At 67.9% G+C, this 25,906-nt stretch carries 22 protein-coding genes and 1 riboswitch; of the genes, 9 read left to right on the top strand and 13 right to left on the bottom strand.

From position 1 onward, the window contains the following. Positions 1-125: 125 nt before the first annotated feature. Both ACZLIB_RS17360 and ACZLIB_RS17355 read right to left on the bottom strand, forming a co-directional pair. Positions 126-1,730: a peptide chain release factor 3 gene (locus ACZLIB_RS17360; RefSeq protein ID WP_049401409.1), complete on the bottom strand. Its 1,605-nt coding sequence runs from the start codon at positions 1,728-1,730 to the stop codon at positions 126-128. A gap of 66 nt (positions 1,731-1,796) precedes the next feature. After that, complete coding sequence (locus ACZLIB_RS17355) at positions 1,797-2,681, bottom strand: M23 family metallopeptidase (protein WP_121504649.1); 885 nt, start codon at positions 2,679-2,681, stop codon at positions 1,797-1,799. A 149-nt stretch (positions 2,682-2,830) separates the two neighbouring features. After that, a riboswitch (SAM riboswitch) is annotated at positions 2,831-2,949 on the top strand. A gap of 77 nt (positions 2,950-3,026) precedes the next feature. Between ACZLIB_RS17355 and metX the strand changes: the two genes are divergently transcribed. The 3 genes from metX to ACZLIB_RS17340 are packed head-to-tail and all read left to right on the top strand — an operon-like array spanning position 3,027 to position 6,354. Further along, positions 3,027-4,058: a homoserine O-succinyltransferase MetX gene (gene metX, locus ACZLIB_RS17350; protein WP_049401407.1), complete on the top strand. Its 1,032-nt coding sequence runs from the start codon at positions 3,027-3,029 to the stop codon at positions 4,056-4,058. Continuing rightward, positions 4,055-5,290, top strand: a complete 1,236-nt coding sequence (locus ACZLIB_RS17345) for an O-succinylhomoserine (thiol)-lyase (protein WP_478468248.1) — start codon at positions 4,055-4,057, stop codon at positions 5,288-5,290. The genes metX and ACZLIB_RS17345 overlap by 4 nt, the downstream gene beginning before the upstream one ends. Next, entirely contained in the window at positions 5,287-6,354 is a 1,068-nt protein-coding gene (locus ACZLIB_RS17340; protein WP_049401405.1) for a homoserine dehydrogenase family protein, read from the top strand. Before ACZLIB_RS17345 ends, ACZLIB_RS17340 begins: the two co-directional genes overlap by 4 nt. 58 nt (positions 6,355-6,412) lie before the next feature. Here the strand turns inward: ACZLIB_RS17340 and ACZLIB_RS17335 are convergent, their stop codons facing one another. Both ACZLIB_RS17335 and ACZLIB_RS17330 read right to left on the bottom strand, forming a co-directional pair. Then, on the bottom strand, positions 6,413-7,408 hold the full coding sequence (locus tag ACZLIB_RS17335; RefSeq protein ID WP_478468246.1) for an alpha/beta fold hydrolase: 996 nt from the start codon (positions 7,406-7,408) through the stop codon (positions 6,413-6,415). 121 nt (positions 7,409-7,529) lie between these two features. After that, positions 7,530-8,912, bottom strand: a complete 1,383-nt coding sequence (locus ACZLIB_RS17330; RefSeq protein ID WP_024956918.1) for an L-serine ammonia-lyase — start codon at positions 8,910-8,912, stop codon at positions 7,530-7,532. Positions 8,913-9,012: 100 nt separating this feature from the next. Between ACZLIB_RS17330 and ACZLIB_RS17325 the strand changes: the two genes are divergently transcribed. Further along, positions 9,013-9,243 (top strand): glutaredoxin family protein, encoded by a 231-nt coding sequence (locus tag ACZLIB_RS17325; RefSeq protein WP_032127830.1) that lies wholly within the window; start codon positions 9,013-9,015, stop codon positions 9,241-9,243. 99 nt (positions 9,244-9,342) lie between these two features. Here the strand turns inward: ACZLIB_RS17325 and ACZLIB_RS17320 are convergent, their stop codons facing one another. Genes ACZLIB_RS17320 through ACZLIB_RS17310 form a run of 3 tightly spaced genes read right to left on the bottom strand, consistent with a single transcriptional unit; the run spans position 9,343 to position 11,134 of the window. Continuing rightward, a complete protein-coding gene (locus ACZLIB_RS17320; RefSeq protein WP_010482754.1) occupies positions 9,343-9,915 on the bottom strand; it encodes a YceI family protein in 573 nt (190 codons plus the stop codon). Between the two features lie 3 nt (positions 9,916-9,918). Then, positions 9,919-10,491: a cytochrome b gene (locus ACZLIB_RS17315; protein WP_005410672.1), complete on the bottom strand. Its 573-nt coding sequence runs from the start codon at positions 10,489-10,491 to the stop codon at positions 9,919-9,921. A gap of 10 nt (positions 10,492-10,501) precedes the next feature. Further along, a complete protein-coding gene (locus tag ACZLIB_RS17310) occupies positions 10,502-11,134 on the bottom strand; it encodes a YceI family protein (RefSeq protein ID WP_049420948.1) in 633 nt (210 codons plus the stop codon). A 165-nt stretch (positions 11,135-11,299) separates the two neighbouring features. Here ACZLIB_RS17310 and ACZLIB_RS17305 point away from each other — a divergent pair, with 165 nt between their 5' ends. Together ACZLIB_RS17305 and ACZLIB_RS17300 are read left to right on the top strand one after the other, a co-directional pair. Continuing rightward, positions 11,300-14,845 carry a hybrid sensor histidine kinase/response regulator gene (locus tag ACZLIB_RS17305; protein WP_478468243.1) on the top strand — a complete coding sequence of 1,182 codons (3,546 nt, stop codon included), beginning with the start codon at positions 11,300-11,302 and terminating at the stop codon, positions 14,843-14,845. A gap of 96 nt (positions 14,846-14,941) precedes the next feature. Continuing rightward, positions 14,942-18,469 (top strand): hybrid sensor histidine kinase/response regulator, encoded by a 3,528-nt coding sequence (locus ACZLIB_RS17300; RefSeq protein WP_478468241.1) that lies wholly within the window; start codon positions 14,942-14,944, stop codon positions 18,467-18,469. A 710-nt stretch (positions 18,470-19,179) separates the two neighbouring features. Here the strand turns inward: ACZLIB_RS17300 and mdtD are convergent. The 5 genes from mdtD to ACZLIB_RS17275 all read right to left on the bottom strand — a co-directional run bounded on the left by mdtD (position 19,180) and on the right by ACZLIB_RS17275 (position 23,755). Then, positions 19,180-20,589 (bottom strand): multidrug transporter subunit MdtD, encoded by a 1,410-nt coding sequence (gene mdtD, locus ACZLIB_RS17295; RefSeq protein ID WP_010482759.1) that lies wholly within the window; start codon positions 20,587-20,589, stop codon positions 19,180-19,182. 98 nt (positions 20,590-20,687) lie between these two features. Beyond that, complete coding sequence (hemE, locus tag ACZLIB_RS17290) at positions 20,688-21,770, bottom strand: uroporphyrinogen decarboxylase (protein ID WP_032127799.1); 1,083 nt, start codon at positions 21,768-21,770, stop codon at positions 20,688-20,690. Positions 21,771-21,796: 26 nt separating this feature from the next. Then, positions 21,797-22,036, bottom strand: a complete 240-nt coding sequence (locus tag ACZLIB_RS17285; protein ID WP_032127800.1) for a WGR domain-containing protein — start codon at positions 22,034-22,036, stop codon at positions 21,797-21,799. Between the two features lie 67 nt (positions 22,037-22,103). After that, positions 22,104-23,216, bottom strand: coding sequence for a 3-dehydroquinate synthase (aroB, locus tag ACZLIB_RS17280; protein ID WP_478468240.1), 1,113 nt, complete (start codon positions 23,214-23,216; stop codon positions 22,104-22,106). Beyond that, complete coding sequence (locus ACZLIB_RS17275; protein WP_032127802.1) at positions 23,213-23,755, bottom strand: shikimate kinase; 543 nt, start codon at positions 23,753-23,755, stop codon at positions 23,213-23,215. Before ACZLIB_RS17275 ends, aroB begins: the two co-directional genes overlap by 4 nt. A 98-nt stretch (positions 23,756-23,853) precedes the next feature. Between ACZLIB_RS17275 and ACZLIB_RS17270 the strand changes: the two genes are divergently transcribed. Continuing rightward, entirely contained in the window at positions 23,854-24,057 is a 204-nt protein-coding gene (locus ACZLIB_RS17270; RefSeq protein WP_005410663.1) for a dodecin family protein, read from the top strand. 6 nt (positions 24,058-24,063) lie between these two features. On the opposite strand, the gene ACZLIB_RS17265 is transcribed toward ACZLIB_RS17270, so the two are convergent. Beyond that, positions 24,064-24,891, bottom strand: a complete 828-nt coding sequence (locus tag ACZLIB_RS17265; RefSeq protein WP_478468238.1) for a kinase — start codon at positions 24,889-24,891, stop codon at positions 24,064-24,066. 40 nt (positions 24,892-24,931) lie between these two features. Between ACZLIB_RS17265 and pdxH the strand changes: the two genes are divergently transcribed. Beyond that, positions 24,932-25,531 carry a pyridoxamine 5'-phosphate oxidase gene (gene pdxH / locus ACZLIB_RS17260; RefSeq protein ID WP_142806555.1) on the top strand — a complete coding sequence of 200 codons (600 nt, stop codon included), beginning with the start codon at positions 24,932-24,934 and terminating at the stop codon, positions 25,529-25,531. Positions 25,532-25,540: 9 nt separating this feature from the next. Beyond that, positions 25,541-25,888 carry a YqfO family protein gene (locus ACZLIB_RS17255; protein ID WP_478468237.1) on the top strand — a complete coding sequence of 116 codons (348 nt, stop codon included), beginning with the start codon at positions 25,541-25,543 and terminating at the stop codon, positions 25,886-25,888. The last annotated feature ends 18 nt before the right edge of the window (positions 25,889-25,906 follow it).

Genomic DNA, 25,906 nt, shown 5'->3' with positions numbered 1-25,906 from the left:
GGGTGAATCCCTGCGTTGCGCCGATGAATCCGTGAGCGGTAGATCCACGCCATGCGTGGATGAACCACCCGCGACGGCCGGGGACAGAGCCCTTTCCTTGCGGAAAGGGATCCGGCCCGCTGGCATCAGCCCACCGAAACCGTATGCGCCGCTTCGCGGGTGGCCGAGAAGCGCACATCCGGCGAGCGTTCCTGCGCCAGCTGCAGGTTGACCCGGGTCGGTGCCAGGTAGACCAGGTGGCCGGCCGCATCCAGCGCCAGGTTCAGCGCATTCTTCTCGCGGAACTCTTCCAGCTTCTTCTCGTTGCTGCAGTGGACCCAACGCGCAGTGGTCACGCTGACCGGCTCGAAGGTGGCTTCCACGCCGTACTCGTCCTTCAGGCGGTAGGCGGCCACGTCGAACTGCAGCACGCCGACCGCACCCAGGATCAGGTCGTTGCTGGTCAGCGGGCGGAAGAACTGGGTCGCACCTTCCTCGGACAGCTGGGCCAGGCCCTTCTGCAGCTGCTTGAGCTTGAGCGGATCGCGCAGGCGGGCGCGGCGGAACAGTTCCGGGGCGAAGTTGGGGATGCCGGTGAAGGTGACTGCTTCGCCTTCGGTGAAGGTATCGCCGATGGAAATGGTGCCGTGGTTGTGGATGCCGATCACATCGCCCGGCCACGCCTCGGCGGCGATCTCGCGGTCGCTGGCCATGAAGGTCAGTGCGTTGGCCAGCTTCATTTCCTTGCCGGTGCGCACGTGGAAGGTCTTCATGCCGGCGCTGAAGCGGCCCGAGCAGACGCGCATGAACGCCACGCGGTCACGGTGCTGCGGGTCCATGTTGGCCTGGATCTTGAACACGAAGCCGGTCAGCTTGTTCTCTTCCGGGGCGATCTCGCGGCCGGTGGTGGAGCGTGCCTGCGGCGACGGCGCATGCTCGACGAAGAAGTCCAGCAGCGGCTGCACGCCGAAGTTGTTCACGCCCGAGCCGAAGAACACCGGGGTCTGCTTGCCAGCGCGGTAGGCCTGCAGGTCGAACGGGTGGCTGGCGCCCTGCACCAGTTCCAGTTCGTCGCGCAGGTCGGCCAGCATCTGCGCACCGATCTTCTCGGCCAGGCCGGGCGCATCGATGGACGGGAAGATGGTCGAGTCCTGGCGGGTGAAGTTGCGGCCCGGTTCGTACAGGTGCACTTCGCCGGTCAGCAGGTGGACCACGCCCTTCAGGCGCTGGCCCATGCCGATCGGCCAGGTCACCGGCGCGCACTGGATGCCCAGCACGGTTTCCACTTCATCCAGCAGCTCGATCGGGTCCTTGCCCTCGCGGTCGAGCTTGTTGATGAAGGTCATGATCGGGGTGTCGCGCAGGCGGCAGACTTCCATCAGCTTGATGGTGCGCTCTTCCACGCCCTTGGCCACGTCGATCACCATCAGCGCCGAGTCCACCGCGGTCAGAACGCGGTAGGTGTCCTCGCCGAAGTCGGCGTGGCCGGGGGTGTCGAGCAGGTTGACGATCTTGCCTTCGTACGGGAACTGCATCACCGAGGAGGTGACGGAGATGCCGCGCTCCTTTTCCAACGCCATCCAGTCGGAGGTGGCGTGGCGGGCGGCCTTGCGGCCCTTGACCGAACCGGCCATCTGGATCGCGCCTCCGAACAGCAGCAGCTTTTCGGTCAGCGTGGTCTTGCCGGCGTCAGGGTGGGAGATGATGGCGAAGGTGCGGCGACGCGACGCTTCGTTGGCGACTTCGGACATGGCAGTGGCGCCCGCCCGGGGCGCTTTTCAAAGAGATAAGCGCCCGATTATACCGGCCGGGGCCGTTCAGCGCCCGATGCCGCCCTCGACCTCGTCCTGGCGGGCGAACTGCAGCTGGCCCTGTTCGGCGAAGATCCGTGCCGGCACCGAGCGCAGGCCCATGCCGCGGTTGACCTGCACCACGAAGTGCAGGTGCGGCGCGCTGCTGAAGCCGCTGTTGCCGGACAGGCCGAGCGGCTGCCCGGCCCCCACCGCCTGGCCGCGACGCACGCGCATGCCGCCGGCCTGCAGGTGGCCGTACAGCGCCATGCTGCCGTCGCTGTGCAGCACGCGGATGAAGTTGGCGCGGGCACCATCACGTTCGCGGTCCTGGCCGTTGCCACGGAAACCATCCTGGATCTGCATCACCGTCCCCTCGCGCGCGGCCAGCACCAGGGTGCCCTCCGGCAGCGCGAAGTCCACCGCGTCGCGGTTCTCCTCGTCATCGTGGCTGAACCGGCCCTGCGGCGCCTGGTCCACGCGCGGACGGGCCGCATCGAACGGCAGGCGATAGGCGACATCTTCGGCCTGTGCGGCCGGGTTGCCCGGCACCGACTGCAGGCGCAGATCCAGCGTGCGGCCATCGAGCGGGGCGGGCAGATGACCGACCACCAGGCTGCTGTCGCCCTGGATCAGCGATTGCAGCGGCAGCCCTTCGACCGGGCGTCCGGGTGCAGCGCGCAGTTCGATCTGCAGCGGTCCTGCCAGCCCATTGTCGATCCGGGCCTGCCATTGCGTGCCGACCGGCTGCAGGCGCAGCCGGGCCATGGGGGCGGCGCCCTCGGCACTGCCAGCGTGGGTGGTTGGGGTGGCGGGGGAAACCAGTCCCCAGCCCTGGCGCCAGTCACCGGCGCTGGCCGTCGTGCTCGCCAGCAGGGACATCAGCAGGCAGGTCAGGGGCAGGCGCAGCATCAGTGGTTCCAGAGGGTAGGGACCGCCGGGACTGTAGCCGATCCTGAACAGGACGACCGCGACCGCCTTCGCATAGTCACGTTGAAAATATTCATCGCTTTATCCGCATGAAGGGATTGACAGTGCCGGAAAGGGCTGGCATCGTGGCTCCACCATCGAGACCGGCAGAGGGACAGGCCCTTTGAAGCCGGGGCAGCCCGCGGATGCGAAAGCGTCTGCGTAGGTGCCAAATCCTGCGGGGACCGTGGCGTCCACCGAAAGATGGTTCGAACCATGCACCCCACGTGCATCTCGAACGCGGGCCCCGCGAAGGCTCGATGGCCGATTCCCCAACCGGATCCCGCCATGAGCTTCGCCGCCAGTACCGCGCTTCGCCCCGAACCCTTTGTCCCCGTCAGCGTGCCGGTCGAAGACCGCGTGCATGCCGAGCGCGGTGAGTTCGCCGCGGTGCTGTCGATGCGTCACGCCGGCCCCAGCCCGGTGCGCCTGCGCTATGAGTGGGTCGGCCCGGCCAATGCGCCGGTGGTGGTGCTGGCCGGCGGTATTTCCGCCCATCGCCACGTGGCGTCCAATGCACAGTTCAGCGAGAAGGGCTGGGCTGAAGACCTGGTCGGCAGCGGGCGCGCGCTGGATCCGCAGCAGCTGCGTGTACTGGCCTTCGACTTCATCGGCGCCGACGGTGCACTGGATGTGCCGATCGATACCGCCGACCAGGCCGATGCACTGGCGCTGCTGCTGGACCATCTCGGCATCCGCACGCTGAAGGCGTTCGTGGGCTACTCCTACGGGGCGCTGGTCGGCCAGCAGTTCGCGATCCGCCACCGTGCACGCGTGCGCCAGCTGGTGCTGGCCAGTGGCGCGCATCGCCCGCATCCGTATGCCGCCGCCTGGCGCGCATTGCAGCGCCGCGCGGTCGCGTTGGGCCAGCTGCAGTGCGGCGAAGACCACGGTCTGGCGTTGGCCCGGCAGTTCGCCATGCTCAGCTACCGCACCCCGGAAGAGTTCGGCGAGCGCTTCGATGCCGCGCCGGAAGTGATCAATGGCCGCGTGCGCGTGGCCGCCGAAGACTATCTCGACGCTGCCGGTGCGCAGTACGTCGCGCGCACGCCGGTGACTGCTTACCTGCGCCTGTCCGAATCGATCGACCTGCACCGCGTCGACCCCACCGCGATCCTGCCGCCCACCGTAGTTGTCGCGGTGGAGGGTGACCGCCTGGTGCCGCTGGCCGACCTGGTCGGTCTGGTCGAAGGGCTGGGCCCGCGCGGCAGTCTGCGCGTGCTGCGCTCGCCCTACGGCCACGACGCCTTCCTCAAAGAAACCGATCGCATCGACGCGATCCTCGCCACCGCCTTCCGCACTTCTGGAGAGTCCGCATGAGCCTGCACGCAAACGAGCCGTCCTGTAGTCGCACCACTGCCGCCGTCCGTGCCGGCATCGATCGGGACACCGCGCATGGTGCGGTCACGCCGCCGATCGTGCTGTCGTCGAACTTCAGTTTTGAAGGCTTCGGCAACAAGCGCCTGTACGACTACACGCGCAGTGGCAACCCGACCCGCGACCTGCTGGGTGAAGCGCTGGCCGAACTGGAAGGTGGCGCCGGCGGCGTCATCACTGCCACCGGCATGGGCGCGATCAACCTGGTGTTGAACGCATTGCTGCAGCCGGGCGACACCCTGGTGGTGCCGCACGATGCATACGGCGGCAGCTGGCGCCTGTTCGATGCGCTGGCGAAAAAGGGCCACTTCGAACTGGTCACCGCCGACCTGACCGATCCGCGCGCACTGGCGCAGGCGCTGGCCACGCAGCCGAAGCTGGTGCTGGTGGAAACCCCGTCCAACCCGCTGCTGCGCATCACCGACCTGCGCTTCGTCATCGAGGCCGCGCACAAGGCCGGTGCACTGGTGGTAGTCGACAACACCTTCCTGTCGCCGGCCCTGCAGCAGCCGCTGTCGTTCGGTGCCGACCTGGTGCTGCATTCCACCACCAAGTACATCAATGGCCACAGCGATGTGGTCGGTGGGGCGGTGATCGCGCGTGATCCGGCACTGCATGAGCAGCTGGTGTGGTGGGGCAACGCGCTGGGCCTGACCGGCTCGCCGTTCGATGCGTTCCTGACCCTGCGCGGCCTGCGCACGCTGGATGCGCGCCTGCGCGTGCACCAGGAAAACACCGCGTCGATCGTCGCCCTGCTGGACCAGCATCCGGCGGTCGGCGCGGTGTACTACCCGGGCCTGGCCGATCACCCGGGCCACGCCATCGCCGCGCGCCAGCAAAGCGGCTTCGGCGCGATGCTGTCGTTCGAACTGGCCGACTGCGAAGGCGATGATCCGCATGCCGCAGTGCGTGCCTTCGTCGATGGCCTGCGCTGCTTCACCCTGGCCGAATCGCTGGGTGGCGTCGAAAGCCTGATCGCGCACCCGGCCACCATGACCCATGCGGCGATGACCGCTGAAGCGCGCGCGGCCGCCGGCATCAGCGAAGGCCTGCTGCGCCTGTCGGTCGGCATCGAGGCCGAGCGTGACCTGCTGGCTGATCTCGGCGCAGCGCTGCAGCGCGCCGAAGCCGTGATCGATGCGGCTGCGCGCCGCAAACAGGTGGTGGATGCATGAGCGCGCTCGCCGCTGACATTCCTGCGCTGGGCGTGGGACGCCTGGCGCTGCTCGGCACCGGCACGGTGGGCTCTGCCTTCGTGCAGCGCTACCAGGCGTTGCAGGCACGCGGGTTGGAACTGCCCAGCGTGCAGTGGCTGGCCAATTCGCGCACCGCACTGGCGATCGACCGTGATCTGGCGTTGCCGCTGGAGCTGGCACGACGCGCACCGCGTGACGGTCTCAGCTCACCGCCATGGGCGAGCGCCGAAGGGCTGGAACGGGGTGACGTGGTGGTCGATGCCACTGCCAGCGAAGATGTGGCCGCACGTCACGTGCAGTGGCTGGCGCGTGGGGTGCACGTGGTCACCGCCAACAAGCTGGGCCGCGGTGCGCAGCTGGCACGTGCCACGGCCATCGCCGAGAGCTGCGCAGACAGTGGCGCACGCTATGGCGACAGCGCCACCGTCGGTGCCGGCCTGCCGTTGCTGAGCAGCCTGCGCGCGCTGGTAGCCGGTGGCGACCACATCCACGCCATCGAGGGCGTGCTGTCCGGCTCGCTGGCGTGGCTGTTCCATCGCTATGACGGCCAATCGCCGTTCTCGGCGGCGGTGCGCGAGGCGCTGGCGGCCGGTTATACCGAACCGGACCCGCGTCTGGATCTGTCCGGCGAGGACGTGCGCCGCAAGCTGCTGATCCTGGCGCGCAGCAGCGGGCTGGCGCTGGATGCTTCGCAGGTGCAGGTGGATTCACTGGTGCCTGAAGCGCTGGCAGCGCTGCCGCTGGAGGATGCGGTGGCTGCGCTCGAGCAGCTGGATGCGCCGCTGCAGGCGCGCTGGCAGCAGGCACGCGACAATGGTCGTGTGCTGCGTTTCGTCGGCCGCGTTGATGGCGAGGGTGCGCAGGTAGGCCTGCGCGAGTTGCCGGCCGATCACCCCTTGGCGCAGGGTGCGGGCACCGACAACCGCGTGGCCATCCACAGTGATCGCTACCGCAGCCAGCCGTTGCTGATCCAGGGGCCGGGCGCGGGTGCGGAAGTCACTGCGGCCGCGTTGCTGGATGACGTGCTGCGGATCGTGGGTTGATCGCAGCGTTCCTGTCGAGCCAAGCCCATGCTCGGCTCGACAGGAGCACGCCTGCTGGTCAGCGGGACTTCAACGCCTTCAGCAACGCGTTGTTGAACTGCTTCGGGTCCTGCACCTGTGGCGAATGGCCCAGTTCGGCGAACTCGACCAGCGTCGCGCCCGGAATGGCCGCGGCCGCTGCTCTGCCCAGCACCGGATAATTGCCCAGCGTCGCCTTCACCGCAGGCGACGCCAGGTCACGGCCGATCGCGGTGCGGTCCTTCTGGCCGATGAACAACGTGGTCGGCACCTGCAGATTCTTCAGTTCGTAGACCACCGGCTGGTTGAACACCATGTCCGATGCCAGTGCCTGGCTCCACGCAACGACCTGCTTGCCCGGGCCTTCATACATGCCCGACTGCATCCGCGCCCACGGTTCATACGCCGGCTTCCATTTGCCGTCGTAGTACACGTCCAGCTGGTAGCGGCGGATGCTGTCATAGCTGATGTTCATTTCGCCGGCGTACCACGTGTCCACGCTGCGCCAGGGAACACCCAGCGCCTTCCAGTCTTCCAGCCCGATTGGATTGACCAGTGACAGGCTGCGCAGGTCCTGCGGGAACATCAGCGCGTAGCGCACCGCCAGCATGCCGCCCATCGAATGACCGACCAGGTGCACCGGTACATCACCCAGCTGCAGCTGTTGCAGCAGGGCATGGGTGTTGGCGGCCAGCTGCGCGAACGAATACTGGTAGCGTTCGGGCTTGCTGGATTTGCAGAAGCCCACCTGGTCCGGGGCGATCACCCGGTAGCCGGCGGCGACCAGTGGCTTGATCGATTCCTTCCAGGTGGCGGCACAGAAGTTCTTGCCGTGCAGCAGCACCACCACGCCGATGGGCGCCTTCTTCGGCGCGATGTCCAGGTACGCCATCTCCAGCGGCTGCCGCTGCGATTCCAGCCCGAAGGTCTTCACCGGATAGCCGTAGTCGAAACCCTCCAGCCGCGGCCCGTAAGTGGGCGCGGCCAGCGCAGGCAGTGGCAGGCAGGCAAGCAGGGCGGCAGCGATCACGCGCATGGGGCAGTCCGGGGCGAGGGAGCCCCGAGCCTAACCGGAACGCGGTGACGACGTCGTCCGATGTTGAGCCGGGCTCATGCCCGGCTGCAGGGTAGAGCCAGGCCATGCCTGGCTGCGGCCATCAGCACTCGATGACGTTCACCGCCAGGCCACCGCGGCTGGTTTCCTTGTACTTGTCCTGCATGTCGCGGCCGGTATCGCGCATGGTCTTGATCACCTTGTCCAGCGACACCTTGTGCTTGCCGTCGCCGCGCATCGCCATGCGCGAGGCATTGATCGCCTTCACCGCACCCATCGCATTGCGCTCGATGCACGGAATCTGCACCAGTCCACCAATCGGGTCGCAGGTCAGGCCCAGGTTGTGTTCCATGCCGATTTCCGCAGCATTCTCGATCTGGCTCGGGTTGCCGCCCAGCGCCGCGACCAGGCCGCCGGCCGCCATCGAGCAGGCCACGCCCACTTCGCCCTGGCAGCCCACTTCGGCACCGGAGATCGAAGCGTTTTCCTTGTACAGGATGCCGATCGCCGCCGAGGTCAGCAGGAAGTCGAACACACGCTGCTCGTTGGCGCCCGGGCAGAAACGGTCGAAGTAATGCAGCACCGCCGGCAGCACGCCGGCTGCACCGTTGGTCGGCGCGGTCACCACGCGACCACCGGCCGCGTTTTCTTCGTTCACCGCCAGTGCGTACAGGTTGACCCAGTCCAGCGTGGTCAGCGGATCGCGCATCGCCGCTTCCGGCTTCGACGACAGCTCGCGGTACAGCGCCGGTGCACGACGGCCGACCTTCAGGCCACCCGGCAGCACGCCTTCCTCGCGGATGCCGCGCGCGACGCACGACTGCATCGCGCTCCAGATCTCGCGCAGGTTGGCGCGGATCTCGTCTTCGCTGCGCCAGCACTTCTCGTTCTCGAACATCAACTGGGCAATGCTCAGGCCGCTGCGTGCGGTCTGCGCCAGCAGCTCGTCGCCGCTCTTGAACGGGTAGGGCAGCGGGGTCTCGTCGGGCACGATGCGGTCATCGGCCGCGTCGTCCTGGTTGACCACGAAGCCGCCACCGACCGAGTAATAATCGCGGGTGGCGATCACTTCGTCCTCGGCGTTGTACGCGGTGAAGCGCATGCCGTTGGTGTGGTACGGCAGCTTCTGGCGCTTGTTCATGCCGAGGTCGCGCTTCTCGTCGAAGGCGATCTCGTGCTGGCCCATCAGCTGGATGCGCTTGCTGCTGCGGATGCGCTCCAGCGTGGCCGGGATGATGTCCGGGTCGATCAGGTTCGGCCGCTGCCCTTCCAGGCCGAGCAGGATCGCCTTGTCGGTGCCATGGCCGCGGCCGGTCAGCGCCAGCGAGCCATAGACATCGGCGCGGATGCGCGCGACCTCGTGCAGGCGGCCCGGGTCGAGCAGCCAGCGATGGATGAATCGCTCGGCGGCCTTCATCGGCCCGACGGTGTGCGAGGAGCTCGGGCCAATGCCGATCTTGAAAACGTCGAACGTGCTGACAGCCATGGTTGCCGTACTGCGGGTACCGGAAGAGACCGCTATTCTAGCGGTTCACGCCGCACTTCAATGGCTGCGGCGCAGCATTTCCACCAAGGGGACCCTGCCGGTGTTGACTCTGTTCCAGCGTGACGACTGCCACCTGTGCGACATGGCGCTGGCCGAGCTGGCCAAGGCCCGGGCGCCGGAATTCGAATCGGTGTTCCTGGATGACCAGCCAGCGCTGGAATCGCGCTACGGCGCGCGGGTGCCGGTGCTGCGCGACGAGCGCGGCGACCGTGAGCTGGACTGGCCGTTCGACGCGGCTGCGGTTCAAGCCTGGCTGGCCGTCGAACGGTAGTGCCGGCCGCTGGCCGGCACCTGCCCGCATCGGTGAGGTTGCCGGCCAGCGGCCGGCACCACCGGAGATGATGGCCGGGGCGGTGCCCCGGCCCGTTGATCATTTCGCGTCGAACTTCACGATCGTGCTGATCGCGGTTTCGTCCGGGATGGTCTTGGTGTCGGCCCAGTCACCGCTGCCGACGCCGAAGTCCAGGCGCTTGACGGTGGCCTTGCCGGTCAACACCGGCTGGGTGCCCGGCTTCCAGGTGAAGGTGAGGGTGACCGGCTTGCTGACGCCGCGCAGCTCCAGCGTGCCGTCGGCGGCGAACTGGTCGTTGCCCACCGCACGGAAGCCCTTGGCGGTGTAACGCGCAGTGGCGAACTTGCCGACGTTGAAGAAGTCGGCGGTCTGCAGGGTCGAGTCGCGGTCGCTGTTGCCGCTCTTGGCACCGGCCAGCGGAATCACCACGTCCAGCGAACCGGCGGCCGGGTTGGCCGGGTCGAAGCTGAGCTTGGTGGCAAAGCCCGGGAAGCTGCCGGTGAACACTTCGCCGTCGTACTTGGTGGCGAACACCAGGATCGAGCCGGCGCCGGGGGCCTGCGCGTAGTCCGCGGCGAGCGCCGGGGCGGTGGCCAGCATGCCGGCCAGGGCGGCGGCCACGGCGGCCGGAGTGGTCAGTTTCAGGTTCATCGATCAGTCCTTCTGAGGGGAGGCGAGCCAGCCGCGCGGCAACATGCGGGACAACGTTGCATCGCGCTGGAACAGGTGGTGGTAGAAGGCAGCGCCGGCATGGGCCAGCACCACCGCGATCAACAGCCAGAAGCCGTATTCGTGGATGGCGTGGGACACCGCGACGACCTGCGGATCCGGGCCACTCAGCTTGGGCACATCAACCAGGCCGAACCAGCGGAACGGGCGCAGGCCACTGGCCGAGTCGTACAGCCAGCCCGACAGCGGGATGGCGAACATCAGCACATACAACAGGACATGGGTGGCGCTGGCGATGCGCTCCTGCCAGCTGGGCACGCCCGGCACCGGCTTGGGGGCGCCGGCGTACAGGCGCCAGCCGAGGCGGAACAGGACCAGCGCCAGTACGGTGATGCCGATCGACTTGTGTGCGGTGTAGACCCAGAAGTACTTGGGCGTCTTGGGCAGTTCGCCCATGGTCAGGCCGACCACGCCCAGGGCGAGGATCAGCAGTGCGATCAACCAATGCAGGATCTGGCTGACACTCCCCCAGGCGGCGGGGGTGTTCTTGGCGGTCATGAAAGGTCCTCTAGCGGGCCGTCTTGGGGTCGGAGTGCGGAACGGGAGCGGGAGTTCCCGGGGCGTCGCTGCGGTCGAGGGTGGCTTCAGCCTCGATCCTCAGCTGTACTGCATCACCGATGACGCCCGGCCAGGCGGTGATGCCGAACGCGCGCCGGCTCAGCGTGGTGCTGGCGGAAAAACCGGCGGTGCGTCGGAACGGGGGGAGGGGGTAGCGCTTGATGGCGTTGAGGGTCACGTCCAGGGTGACTTCCTGGCTGACGCCGCGCAGGGTCAGGGTACCGATCACGTGGGCGCGCCTGGCATCGATCGGTTCGACCCGGCTGGAGACGAAGCGCGCGCTGGGGAAACGCTCGCCGTCGAGCAGGCTGCGGGCCAGCGTGGCCTGGTTCCATTTGGCATCACCTAGGTCCAATCGCGACACGGGGACCTCGACATCCAGTGTGGCCTCGCGCCAGTTGTCGGGATCGAACTGCAGGCGGCCCTCACTGCCGGAGACCGTCCCCATCGCCTGCGAGTAACCCGCGTGGTCGATGGTGAACAGCACACGCGTATGCACCGGATCGAGGCGATAGGTATCTGCATCCGCCCAGGCGGGGGCGGTGGCGAGCAGCATCGGCAGCAGGGCCAGGCAGGGACGCATCGATGGCGGGCTCCGGAAGGGGGACGTTGCGATCATACGCACAGCCCCCCGCCAACGTTGCGTGCATGGCTGCAACAGTTCGTGGTGGGTCCACCGGTGGAAACAGGCTGTTGCAGCCATGAACCCGGCCCTGTGTGACAATCGGGACAGGACAGGGGGTTCAGGATGACGAGCGGTTGGCGCCTGTGGTGCCGAGGCATCGCGGGAATGGGGCTGCTGCTGATGGCGTTCGCCACGGCGGCCACGGCCCTCGACATGGCGGAAACACCGCGCCTGCGCCGTTTCGGTGCAGCTGAAGGCATGCCCTCGCGCATGGTGCTGGCGCTGGCCGAGGACCGCCAGGGCCATATCTGGGCGGCCACCGATGGTGGCCTGGTGCGCTATGACGGCGGCAACCTGCGGGTCTGGGAACATGATCCGGAGCAGCCGGGCTCGCTGCCCGGCAACGAGATCGAGACCCTGCTGGTCGATCCCCTGGACCGCGTCTGGGTCGGCATCAATGGCAAGGGCGTGGCCCGGCTGGATGCCGACCGCGAACGCTTCAAGACCTTCGATGCGGTCAACGGCCCCTGCATGAGCCAGTTCTGGACGCTGGCCTACGCCGAGGATGCACTGTGGATCGGCACCAGTGGCCATGGCGTCTGCCGTTTCGGTGAAGACGGCAGCCTGCGCTTCTTCGAGCATGATCCGGCCCGTCCTGGCGGGTTGCCCAGCAATACCATCTACAGCAGCCTTGTCGACGCGCAGGGGCGACTGTGGATCGGCACCGAGGCGGGCATTGCGCGCTGGAACGGGACTGGATTCGAGGCTGTCGCGCCGCGCGAACTGGGGGCGCTGAGTGTATTGCGGCTGAGCCGCGACCCCGATGGCTCGATCTGGGCCGGCAGCCAGAATGACGGCCTCTACCGTATCGACGCGCAGGACCGGGTCAGCCGTCCGCGCTGGGCCGACAGTGCGCGCCTGCGTTCGGCACTGGTGCTGGCCGATCGCCAGGGCGGTTACTGGGCGGGCACCTCCGATGGCCTGTTGCGTGGAGATGCCAGCATGCTGCGGCGGCTCGACGGCGACCGCGGCAGTGGCTTCCTCACTGCCCAGAGCGGTGTGCTTGATCTGATGCAGGACCATGAGGGCGGATTGTGGGTGGCGCTGCTGACCCAGGGCCTGGCCTACCTGCCGCCGGACTGGCGCCGGTTTTCGATCTGGAACCAGCTTGACGGCAAGCCGCTGGACAGCCAGTACCTGCTGAGTGCAGCCAGTGATGGCCGGAATTACTACGTCGGCTCAGCGCATGGCGTGTACCAGCTGGACGCGCAGGGAGTACTGAAGTTGCTGGCCAGCGATCGCGAGATCGGCAGCGGGGCGGTGTGGTCGGTGCTGCCGCGGCCGGACGGGCGCCTGTGGCTGGGGCGTGCCGGCCGCATCAGCGTGTACGACCCGGCCACCCGCGTGCTGCACGATTGGCATATCGATGGGGGAGCCGATCTGCGCCAGCGCATCGATCTGATGCGGCAGGCCCCCGATGGCACGGTCTGGCTGTCGGTGATGAACCTGGGCCTGCAGCAGCGCAGCGCCGATGGCCGCGTGCTGCGTAGTTACCCGCTGGAGGATCTCCGCAAGACCGCCGATTCACCTGTCGAGCAGATCCGCTTTGATGCCCAGGGCAAGGCCTGGGTGATGGGCGACATGGGGATCTGGCGTGAACAGGCCGGGCGCTTCGAAGCGGTGCCGGGCGTTTCGCGCGGGTTGATCTACGATCTGGTGTGGGTGGATCCGCAGCAGCTGTGGCTGGCCCGGCAGGGGGCGCTGGAACGCTACCAATGGGATGGCATGAGCCTGCGCCTGATCCAGCGCATCGATGGCAGTGCTGGTGTGCCGTCGGTCAGCATGGGAGGACTGGCGCTGGCCGAAGACGGCCGCCTGTGGGCGACCACGCCACGTGGCCTGCTGCGGTGGGACCCGAAGACGCGCCGCTTGCAGCAGTTCAACGAACGCGATGGCCTGCCCGACGCCGAGTTCACCAGCAGGCCGCCGGCGGTGAATGCCGATGGTCGCGTGCTCGCGGTGGCCCAGACCGGCCTGGTCGTGTTCGATGTGAATGCTGCCGATGCGGTGCTGCCGCCGTCGTCGCTGGTGATCGCCGAGGTCCGCGTGCGGCGTGATGATGCCCGCGGCTGGCAACCGCTGCCGACCACCGGCACGCTGTTGCTGGGGCCGGATGATCGTGATCTGCAGATCGATGCGCGACTGCTTTCCTATGCCAATCCGCAGGGCAACCGTTACCGCTTCCGGGTGCAGGGCTACGACCAGAACTGGGTGGAGCAGGGCGGTGACGGCCAGCGCACGCTGTCGCGGCTGCCGACCGGCAGCTACGTCATTGAAGTCCAGGCGGCAACGGCCAGTGGCACGTGGACGCCTTCACAGCGGTTGCAGGTGAAGGTGCTGCCACCTTGGTGGCGCAGCGGCATGGCGATCTTCGGCTACCTGCTGATCGGCTCGCTGCTGCTGCTTATCCTGGTGTGGTCGATCCGTGCGCGCCTGCGCCGCCGCCAGCAATGGCAGTTGACCGTGCACAAGCAGCAACTGGCAGAGCAGGCCTCCCAGGCCAAGAGCCGGTTCCTGGCCACGCTGGGCCATGAGGTGCGCACGCCGATGACCGGTGTGCTCGGCATGAGCGAGTTGTTGCTGGCCACCCCGCTGGATGCGGTGCAGCGCAGCTATGCAGGCTCGATCCAGCAGGCTGGCAGCCACCTGCTGCGGCTGGTCAATGACGCACTGGATCTGGCCCGCATCGAGGCCGGCCGGCTGGAGCTGGACCTGCGCCCGTTCGATCTGGCTGGCCTGCTCGACCAGGTGCAGGCGTTGATGGAGCCGATGGCGAAGCAGCGCAACCTGGGGTTCCAGCGTGGGGGCGATCCGCTGGGGCCGATCAGCGTCAGCGGCGACGAGATGCGCGTGCGGCAGATCCTGCTCAACCTGCTGGGCAATGCAATCAAGTTCACCGAGCGCGGGCACGTCGGCCTGGCCGTGCGCCTGGAAGAGAACGGTGGCGGACTCTGCTTCGAAGTGCATGACACCGGCCCGGGCATCAACGCCGAGCAGCAGGACCGCCTGTTCCATCGCTTCGAACAGGCGGACGGCCCGCGCACCGCGTCGCGCTATGGCGGCAGCGGGTTGGGCCTGGCGATCTGCCAGGAGCTGGCCGTGGCCATGAACGGACGCATCGAAGTGGACAGCCAGCCGGGCAAGGGCGCGCGATTCCGGGTGTGGTTGCCGCTGCCCTGGATCCGGCAGGCCGCCAATGCGCCGGGCGAGTCGCCGGTGCTGCCGGTGCTGCCGCCGCTGCGCATCCTGCTGGTGGAAGATGACGCGACCGTGGCCGAGGTCATCGCCGGCCTGCTGCGTGGCCGTGGCCACGACGTGGTGCACGTGCTGCATGGCCTGGGCGCGCTTTCGGAGATTGCCACCGATGGTTTTGACGTGGGCCTGCTCGATCTCGATCTGCCCGCGCTGGACGGCACCGCCATCGCTCGCCAGCTGCGTACCATGGGCTATGAACTCCCCTTGGTGGCGGTCACCGCGCGCTCCGATGCCTACGCCGAGACCCAGGTCCTGGCGGCCGGGTTCGATGGCTTCCTGCGCAAGCCGGTGACCGGTGACATGCTGGTGACTGCCATTGCCCAGGCGCGCGCAAAACGACAAACCGCCCTTTGAATGCGCCAGCGCCGGGCGTGAACGGCGCGACTTTCGGTTTACCATGCCGACGCCCGTAGTGCGGGAATCATCAGAAGCAGTGTGAGGAGGCAATCGGTGGTGTATCTGCGGGCGGCGATGCTGCTGCTGGTCCTCCTGTGCTGCCTGTCGCCCGCTGCGGCGCAGCCGGTGCCACCGAGCCCGCGTCAGGTGACGGTGTTCGACGGCTTGCCGTCCAATACCGTGAACCGCATGGCCGAGGATCGTTACGGTTACCTCTGGATCGCCACCAACGACGGTCTGGCCCGCTACGACGGGCGCAACTACCGGATCTGGCGCTCGGAAGACGGCCTGCGCGACAACCGCATCTGGACGGTGCTGGTCGATGCCCGCAACCAGCTCTGGATCGGCACCGAGAACGCCGGTCTGGTACGGATGTCGGCCGATCGTCGCCAGCTGCATTTCTACGACCGCAGCAGCGAGCCGTTGATGGGCACCAACACGGTCTGGAGCCTGGCCACCACGCCGGATGGTTCGGTCTGGTTCGGCACCCACGAAGGTGGTCTGTACCGCCTGGACAACCAGGACCGGCTGCAGCGCTTCCTGCCCGAAGCGAACAACCCACGCAGCCTGCCGGCCGCATCGGTGCCCTATCTGGCAACCCTGGCCGATGGCAGCCTGTGGATAGGCACCAAGCATGGCGTCGCGCGCTGGACCGGCACGGACTTTGAACGGGTTGGTGCCGGCATCGTTCCCAGCCTGCTGATCAATGGCCTGACGGCCGAGCCCGATGGCAGCCTCTGGATCAGCACGATGGCCGGTGCCATCGTGCGTCGTCCCGATGGTCGTTTCGAGGCACCGTCCTGGAAGCTGCCCGAAGGCGAACAGGTGCTGGGCATGATGCTGCGCGACGAGCAGGGCGGGCACTGGCTGGACACCCGCACCGGCCTTGGCCGCGCGGTCGATGGCCAGTACCAGGCCGTGCCGCTGTACAGCGCGGTGGCGCGTGGCCCGGTACGCCCGAACTGGACCGGCGCCTACGAGGATCGCGAGGGGGGCATCTGGCTGGCCAGCACCAACGCCGGCCTGTGGCACCTGCTGCCGCGCTGGTGGCAGTTCTCGGTGCTGTCGCGGCTGGAGGACGACCCGCGCTCGCTGCGCAATGCCTTCGTGCTGGGTACCAGCCCGTCCAGCAACGGCGGCATCTGGACGGTCGGCAGCCACGGCGCGCTGGACCGCTTCGATCCGAAGACCGGCCGCATCGAACAGCACCGCACCTGGGTCAACGGCATGCACTGGCTGACCTCGGTGCGCGAGGATCGCCGCGGCCAGGTCTGGATCGGCTCCAACGACGCGCTGCTGCGCTACGACCCGAAGCGGCGTGATCTGCGCCGCTGGGGCCGGGATGCCGGCGCCGACGCGACCATGGAAGGGGTCATCGAATCGATGATGACCTGTGATGGTGACAGCCTCTGGCTGATGCTGCCGTCGGGTCTTCAGCAGCGCGATCTGGATGGGCGCCTGCGGCGCCAGCTGGACAATGGCCGGCGCGGATTGCAGCAGGGCCAGCTCAATCTCGATGTGGAATGCGGGCCGCAGGACCATATCTGGCTGGCCAGCAGCCGAGGCCTGCTGCAGTGGCTGCCGGAAAGCGAGCGCTTCCAGCCGGTGCCGGGCGCACCGGCGACCGCGATCCATGCACTGCACGTGGGCAGCGATGGCCAGGTCTGGCTGTCCGAGGATGGCCGCCTGTCGCGCTACCGCTGGAGCCAGGGCCGGCTGGAGCGGCAGGCCGTGATCGGTGCCGAGCAGGGCTACCCGGCGATCTCCGCTTCGGGGCTGGTGGTCGATGCGCAGGGGGTGGCGTGGGCAACCAGCGCGCGTGGCCTGGTGCGCATCGGCGCCGATGGCCAGAGCGTGCGCCTGTATGGCGTGCATGACGGCCTGCCGAGCCAGGAATTCCGCGAGCACACGCTGGTGATGTCGGGAGACGGCCATCTGGTGGCTGGTACGCCGGCCGGTGTGGTGGTGTTCGACCCGGAGCAGGTGCGGCCCTCGATGCGGCGTGCGCCGCTGGTGATCGAGCGGGTGGAGGTGCGCCGCAACGAGCAGGTGCTGGACCTCACCCACGACACGCCGTTGCAGATCGCCGATGGCGACCGCGATCTGCGCATCGTCGCGCGCCTGTTGTCGTTCGCCGATTCGGCGTCCAATACCTATCGTTACCGGTTGGCCGGCTATGACCCGGACTGGGTGGAAGTGGGACCGGCCGGTGAGCGCTTGTTCTCGCGGCTGGCACCGGGCAGCTATCGGCTGGAAGTGCAGGCGCGGTCGGCCGACCATGTCTGGTCACGGGTGCAGAGCCTGGAATTCCGCGTGCAGCCACCGTGGTGGCGCAGCCTGTCCGGCCTGCTGGTGCTGGCCTCGTTCGCGCTGCTGCTGACCAGCTGGTTCGCCTGGCTGTACCGTCGGCGCCTGCAGCGTCGCCACGCCTATCAGCTGGCGCTGCACAAGCAGGAGCTGGCCGAGCAGGCGTCGGCGGCCAAGACCCGCTTCCTGGCCAACCTTGGTCATGAGATCCGCACGCCGATGACCGGTGTGCTCGGCATGAGCGAGCTGCTGCTGTCCTCACCGCTGGATCCGCAGCAGCGCGGCTATACACAATCAATCCGCCACGCCGGCGAGCACCTGCTGCATCTGGTCAACGATGCGCTGGACCTGGCGCGGATCGAATCGGGCCGTCTGGAGTTGCAGTCCAAGCCGTTCGCGCTGAGCTGCCTGCTGCAGGACCTGGCGGCGCTGATGGGCCCGTTGGCTGCACAGAAGGGCCTGCGCTTCACCCTCGACAACCAGTTGCCGCCCGGCCTGCAGGCCACCGGCGACGCGATGCGGGTACGGCAGATCCTGCTGAACCTGCTTTCGAATGCGGTCAAGTTCACCAGCCGCGGCACCATCACCCTGCACGCGCGCAGCGACGCCGAGCTGCGATCTCTGCATTTCGAAGTGCGCGACACCGGCCCCGGCATCAGCCAGGAGCAACAGCAACGCCTGTTCCGCCGCTTCGAGCAGGCCGATGGTGCACGTACCGCGGCGCAGTACGGCGGCAGTGGCCTGGGCCTGGCGATCTGCCGCGAACTGGCGCATGCGATGCAGGGGCGGATCCAGGTGGAGAGCCAGCTCGGTCGCGGCACCTGCTTCGGCGTGACGTTGCCGTTGCCGATGGTGGTCGATGCCGATGCCGAAGCAGATGGTGAAACGCACCGCGAGGACGCGGCCAACATGCCGCCATTGCGGGTACTGCTGGTGGAGGACGACGCGACTGTGGCCGATGTGGTGCGCGGGCTGCTGAGTGCGCGCGGGCACGAGGTGGTACATGCGGGCCATGCGCTGGCGGCACTGCGTGAGATCAGTGCCGGTGATTTCGACGTCGGCCTGCTGGATCTCGACCTGCCGGGCCTGAGCGGCTTCGAGCTGGCCCAGCATCTGCGCAACCAGGGCTACATGCTGCCACTGCTGGCGGTGACCGCACGTACCGACCCGGACCTGCAGCAGCAGGTGGAGGCGGCCGGCATCGGTGGCTTCCTGCGCAAGCCGGTGACCGGGGAACTGCTGGTGGAAGCGATTGCCAGGGTGATGGGAAGGTAGGGTTTATTGCAGGGCTTGCAGCCCTGCACCTGCAGAAGCAACGTCAACGTCAAAAGCGTGCAATCCGTGGGATGGCGGGGTGGGTCCGGTTGCGGGGGACGCTGCAAGTCCCCCTCCGGGGCCCGGCCCAGCCGCTGGCGGCTGTGCGTTCGGGCGCTTGCGAAGCGGTGCTTCGCAAGCAAAGCGCCCTCACCCATGTAAGCTCGGTCGCCGCTTGCTCGTGTGCGCTGTCCTGCGCACACGGCAAGACCGGGGTTGGGCCTCCTGCCCAACTCGCCCGAGGCATGCCTCGGGCCCATGCGGCTCACGCCCCCGCAACCGAACCCACCCCGCCTTCGACAGTTTTCCGCGATCTGTCGGAGCACGGGGTCGGATCCCGTTGGCGCGCAACGGGCTCTGACCCCAATCTGGAATTCGATATCTGACAGATGTGTCGACCAAGGTCGACACCTACCAACAACCGCGCGTTCCAACAGTCGCCGTTACCCACAGCCGCGTGAACCTGTCAGAGGTGGGGCGGTGTGGGCTTGCAGGACCGTTGGCGCCATGGATGGCGCCATCGAGCCCCCATGGACGGGTTTACGGCGTGTCCTGCAAGCCCACACTGCCCCGCCATCCCACGGAATGCTCGCTGTTGCTGTTGCTGTTGCTGTTGCTGTTGCTTCGGGTTGGGCCTCTGCGGGTGCAGGGTGCAACCCTGCCGAACCCCCTCACTCCGCGACGTGCTCGACCTGCCGTGGCTCCGGCTTGGTGTCCGGCAGCTGCCAGAAGATCATCGTCGAGGTCAGGGTGATCGCGCCCACGCACAGGAACGTCGCATGCAGTGCCGCGGTGGCGCTGTTGCTGTCCAGGTGATTGCCGAACGCGGCCAGCAGGCTGCCGGCCGCCGCGGCACCGAAACCGGCGGCGAGCATCATCACCATCGACAGCAGGCTGTTGCCGGAACTGGCGAACTCGCGGTCCAGATCCCGCAGCGTCACGGTGTTCATCACGGTGAACTGCAGTGAATTGACCGCGCCGAAGAACGCCAGCTGCAGCAGGCGCCAGGCCAGGTGCTGGCCGGGCGTCATCAGGATGAAGCTGGCCATCGCCAGGCCCACCAGCACGGTGTTGACCATCAGCACGCGGCGGTAGCCGTAGCGCTCGACCAGCTTCACCGCCAGCTTCTTCGACACCATGCCGGCCGCCGCCACCGGCACCATCATCAGGCCGGCGTTCATCGGGCCCAGGCCCAGGCCGACCTGCAGCAGCAGCGGGATCAGCATCGGCATGGCGCTGCTGCCGATGCGCGAGAACAGGTTGCCAAGGATGCCGATGCGGTAGCTGGGCACGCGGAACAGGGCCAGCGAGAACAACGGCGCAGTCGAGTTGGCGGCGTGCAGCCAATAACCCACCAACGCGGCCAGGCCGGCCACGGTCATCAGCATGACCAGCGCGTGTGGCGTTCCGAGCCCGGAGATGCCGTCCAGCGCCAACGACAGCACCACCATCGCAAAGGCCAGCATGATGTAGCCGCGCAGGTCGAAACGGGTGCGATGGCTGGCGTAGTGGTCGGGCATGATCTTCATCGCGGCGATGAAACCGATCACGCCGATCGGCAGGTTGATCAGGAACACCCAGTGCCACGACGCGATCTCGACCAGCCAGCCACCCAACGTCGGGCCGATCAACGGGCCGACCAGCGCGGGGATGGCGATGAAGCTCATCGCGCGCAGGAAGTCCTCGCGTGGCACCGAACGCATCACTGCCAGGCGTCCGACCGGCAGCAGCATCGCACCGCCGATACCCTGCAGCACACGTGCCCCAACCAGCTGGTGCAGGTGCTGGGCCAGCGCGCAGGCCAGCGAGCCGAGGGTGAACAGGATGATCGCTACCAGGAAGGTACGACGCGTGCCGTAGCGGTCGGCGATCCATCCTGAGGCGGGAATGAAGGTGGCTACCGCCAATGCGTAGCTGAACACCACCGACTGCATCTGCAGCGGGCTTTCGCCCAGGCTGGCCGCCATCGCCGGCAAGGCCGTGTTGACGATGGTCGAGTCCAGCATCTGCATGAAGATCGCCAACGAAACCAGCCACAGCAGGGGGCGCTGGCGGTTGTAGGTCGATGGCGATGTAGACATGGGGTGTGGCCGGTGCAGCGTGGGGGACGCCATGATCGCGCACTGCGGGTCACGGCGCGATCAATATCGCGCCGCAACCGCAACCGCATGCGCAATGCTCAGCGCTGGCTGTGCGCGTGCACTGCGTCGACCAGCACCTGCACGTGCGCCGGGTCCATGTCCGGCGACATGCCGTGACCGAGGTTGAACACATGGCCCTCGCGCGAACCACCGTTGCCGGCGGCATAGGTGTCGAGCACGCGTGCTGCTGCGGCGGCGATCGCATCCGGCGAGGCGTACAGGGTGGTCGGGTCGAGGTTGCCCTGCAGGGCGACGCGGCCGCCGGTGCGGCGCATCGCCTCGTCCAGATCCAGCGTCCAGTCCAGGCCCAGCGCATCGGCACCGGTCTGCGACAGCGCTTCCAGGTGCAGGCCGGTGCCCTTGCCGAACAGGATCAGCGGGGTGCGCTCGTTGCCTTCGCCGCGCTCCAGGCCCTCGGCGATGCGCTGCAGGTAGCGCAGCGAGAACTCGCGGTACATCGACGGCGACAGCACGCCGCCCCAGGTGTCGAACACCTGCAGCGCCTGTGCACCGGCCGCGCGCTGCGCGCCGAGATAGGCGATCACCGCCTCGGTGGTGACCTCCAGCAGGCGGTGCAGGGCCTGCGGATGGTTCAGTGCCATCGCCTTGATCCGCGCGAAGTCCTTGCTGCCGCCGCCTTCCACCATGTAGCAGGCCAGCGTCCACGGGCTGCCGGAGAAACCGATCAGCGGCACCTGGCCGTCCAGCTCACGGCGGATCAGGCGCACCGCGTCCATCACGTAGCCCAGGTCCTGTTCCATGTCCGGGACCGCCAGCCTGGCGATGGCCGCTTCATCACGCACCGGGTGGCGGAACTTCGGGCCTTCGCCTTCGACGAAGTACAGCTCCAGGCCCATCGCATCGGGAATGGTGAGGATGTCCGAGAACAGGATGGCCGCATCCAGCGGGAAGCGGCGCAGCGGCTGCAGGGTAACCTCGCAGGCAATCTCCGGATTCTTGGCCATGGCCAGGAAGCTGCCGGCCTTGGCCCGGGTCGCGCGGTACTCCGGCAGGTAGCGGCCGGCCTGGCGCATCAGCCAGACGGGGGTGCAGTCCACCGGTTCGCGGCGCAGGGCGCGCAGCAGGCGATCGTTGCGGAGAGGGCTGGTCACGATGGGCATTCCTTGGACGAAAGTTGGCAGCGGCGTCAGTCGCCGTGCGAGAGGATCTGGAAGCCGCGATGCAGTTCGGCATCGCGGGCCTTCTCGAAGGCATGGCGGGCTTCGTCAGCCTGCAGGAACAGCTCGCGCCGCAGCTGCGAGCGGCTGCCGACGCGGCCGCTCTCGCGCAGCAGTTCCCAGCCGCCGAACAGATCCGGCTGCAGGCTCAGGCGCAGGAAGCGCGGTGCCTGCGCACCGGCGTCGGGATGTTGCAGGTAGACGTGCATGGCGCCGATTGTAGCGGGGCCAGGGTGACCCCGGCCGCAACGCGGTGGTGCCGGCCGTTGGCCGGCACTACCGGGCCGACAGCACCTTCAGCACCGCTGCCTCATCCACGTCCGGCACCACTTCGGCGCGGCCCATGCCACGCCACAGCACCAGGCGCAGGCGGCCGGCCACGTTCTTCTTGTCCAGCCGCATGCGGCCGAGCAGGGCCTGCGGGTCCAGTCCTGCGGGGATCGCCACCGGCAGGCCGAGGCGTTCCAGCAGGGCCTGCAGGCGCGCGCGGTCGGCATCGTCGGCCAGGCCCAGGTCGGTGGACAGCTTCGCCGCCAGCACCATGCCCACCGCTACGGCCTCGCCATGGTTCAGCGCATCGCGGCCGGGGGCGGAGTAGCCCTGTTCGGTCTCGATGGCGTGGCCGAAGGTGTGTCCCAAGTTGAGCAGGGCACGTTCCCCCTTCTCGAACGGATCGCGCTCGACGATGGCGGCCTTGTGCCGGCAACTGCGCGCGATGGCTTCGGAAAGCACGTTGTCTTCGCCGGCCAGCAGCGCATCGGCGTGCTGCTGCAGCCATTCGAAGAACACTGCATCGCCCAGCGCGCCGTACTTCACCACTTCGGCCAGGCCGGCGCGCAGCTCGCGCGGCGGCAGGGTGGCCAGCACGCGGGTATCGGCAATGACCGCGCGCGGCGGATGGAATGCGCCGACCAGGTTCTTGCCGGCCGGAATGTCGACCGCGGTCTTGCCGCCCACGGACGAATCGACCATCGCCAACAGGGTGGTCGGCAGCTGCACGCAGTCCACCCCGCGCATCCAGCAGGCGGCAGCGAAACCGGCAAGGTCACCGACCACGCCGCCGCCGAGGGCGAACACGCAGGCGTCGCGGGTGGCACCGAGCGCGGCCAGTGCTTCGATCGCGCGGCCGAACTCGGCCAGGGTCTTGGAGGCTTCGCCGGCAGCCAGCACGTGCTCGCCGATGATCAGGTCCGCGCGTGCGGCCAGCAGCGTCTGTTTGACCGATGCCAGATAGCGCGGGGCGACTTCGCTGTCGCTGAGCAGCAGCACGTGGCGGCCGCGCACATGCGAGGCCAGCGCGGAGCCGTCGGCCTGGGCACCAGCGCCGATGGTGATGGAGTAGGGGCGGTCGCCGCCAACGGCGACCTGCAACAGGGCGGGGGAAGTCATGCGGTCAGGTCCTGGCGCTGCCATTGCGTGGCCAGCTTGACCACCAGGTGGGCGGTCGCGTCGGCAGCGGTATACGGGTCGGTATCGAGGGTGAGGTCGGCCAGTTCGCGGTACAGCGGGTCGCGGTGAGCAGCCAGATCGTGCAGCACCTGCTCGCGGTCCGGGCGCTGCAGCAGTGGCCTGCCTTTGTCGCGGGCCAGGCGTTCCAGCTGCGCGGCCACGCTGACCCGCAGGTAGACCACGAAGCCGCGCTGGGCGATCAGCGCACGGTTGTCCGGATCCAGTACGGCGCCGCCACCGGTGGAGACCAGCTGGCCGCGGCCTTCCAGCACACGGGCCAAGGCTTCGCGCTCATGGCTGCGGAAGCCGGTTTCACCCGAGTGCTCGAAGATGGTCGGGATGCTGGCGCCGGCGGCATCGACGATGGCCTGGTCGACATCGACGAAGTCCAGCGTGAAGCGCTCGGCCAAGCGGCGGCCGATGCAGGTTTTACCGGCGCCCATCGGGCCGATCAGGATCAGGTTCGGAGCAGGATTCATGCCCTCTGATGCTAACACCTCCGTGCCCTTGCCTTTACGTTCTTCACGTCAGGGTAGGCGTTCCTGCGGGGTCTCCCGCGCCAGCCGGAGTACAGACCATGACGGTCGCCAAGGTCATCGAAATCACCGCCTCCTCGCCCAAAAGCGTGGAAGACGCCGTGCGCAGCGGGCTGAAGAAGGTTTCCGAGACGGTCAAGGGCATCCAGGGCGCCTGGGTGAACGAGACCAAAGTGGTCACCAATGGCAGTGGCGAGATCACCGAATGGCGGGTCAACCTGCGGGTGACCTTCCTGGTGGAATAGGCGCGCTCAGCGTACGTCCTGCACCTGGCGCTGGCCGTCCAGCACCACCACGTGGTCGGCCAGGGCGGGCAGGGCGCGCAGTGCCTGCCGGCTGACCCGCTCGTAGTACTGCACGAAGCGTTCCAGCTGAGGCCGGCTCATGCCGTGCCGGCCCGGCTGCGCGGCCTGCAGGTTCTGCTCCTGCTGCCAGCGCCAGCGTGGTACCACCGAGAAATCCGGCGGCTGCAGGAACCACAGGCGGTCGCAGCGCTGCCACAACGCCGGGTAGTCGCGGGCCAGCGCCTGGTTGCACCAGCGGCGCCAACGGCCATCGGCGTCGGCCTCGCGCTCCAGTGCGTTCAGCGGGCTGTCCAGTGCGTTGTCATCCTGCGCCGGTGTGCCGAGGAACCAGCCTTCGAACACCAGCAGGTCCAATGGCTGCTGCAGCTGCGGCCACTGAGCCTCGGGCAGGCGTTCATCGGCCAGCTTGTCGAATCGTGGCATCGCGAAGGGCTGGCGTGCGGCCACCGCGTCCAGCACGCCGTGGGCCAGCGGCAGGTCGTGGGTGCCCGGCGGCCCGCGGGTGATCAGCAGCGGATGCACCTGGCGGGCCAGTCGCTGGCGCTGCGCACGGGTGAGGTAGACGTCATCGATCGACAGCGTGGCCGCGTTCAGGCCGCGTGCCTGGGCGCGCGCCACCACCTGCGCGGCCAGCGTCGATTTGCCGCTCCCCTGCAGGCCGCTGATCGCCAATACTGGAATCGCTGCACCGCTGCCCAGCGCATCATCCAGCGCCTGTTCGGCCAATGTTTCGGGGAATCCTTTCACCTGGGGCATATACGCAGCAGCGGCCATGCAGCCACAATAGCCCAATCCGTGTGAGAAGAACGCAATCATGAGCGACCTGTACGCCGAAGCCCTGTCCACGTTTGCCGGCCTGTTCGACGAGGCCAAGCAGAGCCGCGAGGTCGAGCCGAATGCGATGACCGTGGCCACCGCCGATACGCAGGGCCGTCCCTCGGCGCGTACCGTGCTGCTGAAGGCCTTCGACGAGCGTGGCTTCGTCTTCTATACCCACCTGGACAGCCACAAGGGCCAGGAGCTGCAGGCCAATCCGCAGGCCGCGCTGTTGTTCCTGTGGCGCAGCCTGCGCGAGGCGGGTATCCAAGTGCGCATCGAAGGCCGTGTCGAGCAGGTCGCCGATGCTGAAGCCGATGCCTATTTCGCCAGCCGCCCGCGCATGAGCCAGATCGGCGCCTGGGCCTCGCAGCAGTCGAAGACGCTGGCAACGCGCGAGGAATTCGATGCGCGCGTGGCCGAGGTCGAAGCCCGCTTCGAGGGCAAGGACGTGCCGCGCCCGGACGGCTGGAGTGGCCTGCGGGTGGTGCCCGATCGCATCGAGTTCTGGTACGGCGCGCAGTTCCGCCTGCACGAACGCTGGTGCTATGAAGCTGGTGCCGAAGGGCGCTGGAGCAAGCGCCTGCTGTATCCGTAAGGCAACCTGATGCAACGCCTGCCGCTGTACCGTGTGGTGGTGTTCGTGCCGTCGGCAGCACTGGATGCAGTGAAGCAGGGCATCCTCGCGGTGGACGCGCTGTCGGCCGGCGACTACGAGCACGGGATGTGGTGGTCGGCGCCGGGGTTCGAACAGTTCCGTCCGCGCGTGGGTGCGTCGCCCGTGCAGGGTGAGGCGGGCCGCACCGAAGTGGTCGACAGCGTGCGCCTGGAATTCTGCCTGCCACGCGACGCGCAGCGGCTGCAGCGCATCTTCGAACAGGGCATCGTGCCGCATCACCCGTGGCAGGTGCCGGTGGTGCAGGTGGAGGAAATCGAGCTGCTGCTGGCCAGGTAGATCCACGCCATGCGTGGA

The sequence above is a fragment of the Stenotrophomonas sp. 220_Sma genome (genome assembly GCF_056487375.1).
Note: the sequence above shows the minus strand (reverse complement) of the source record. Positions and strands in the feature narration are given on the sequence as shown.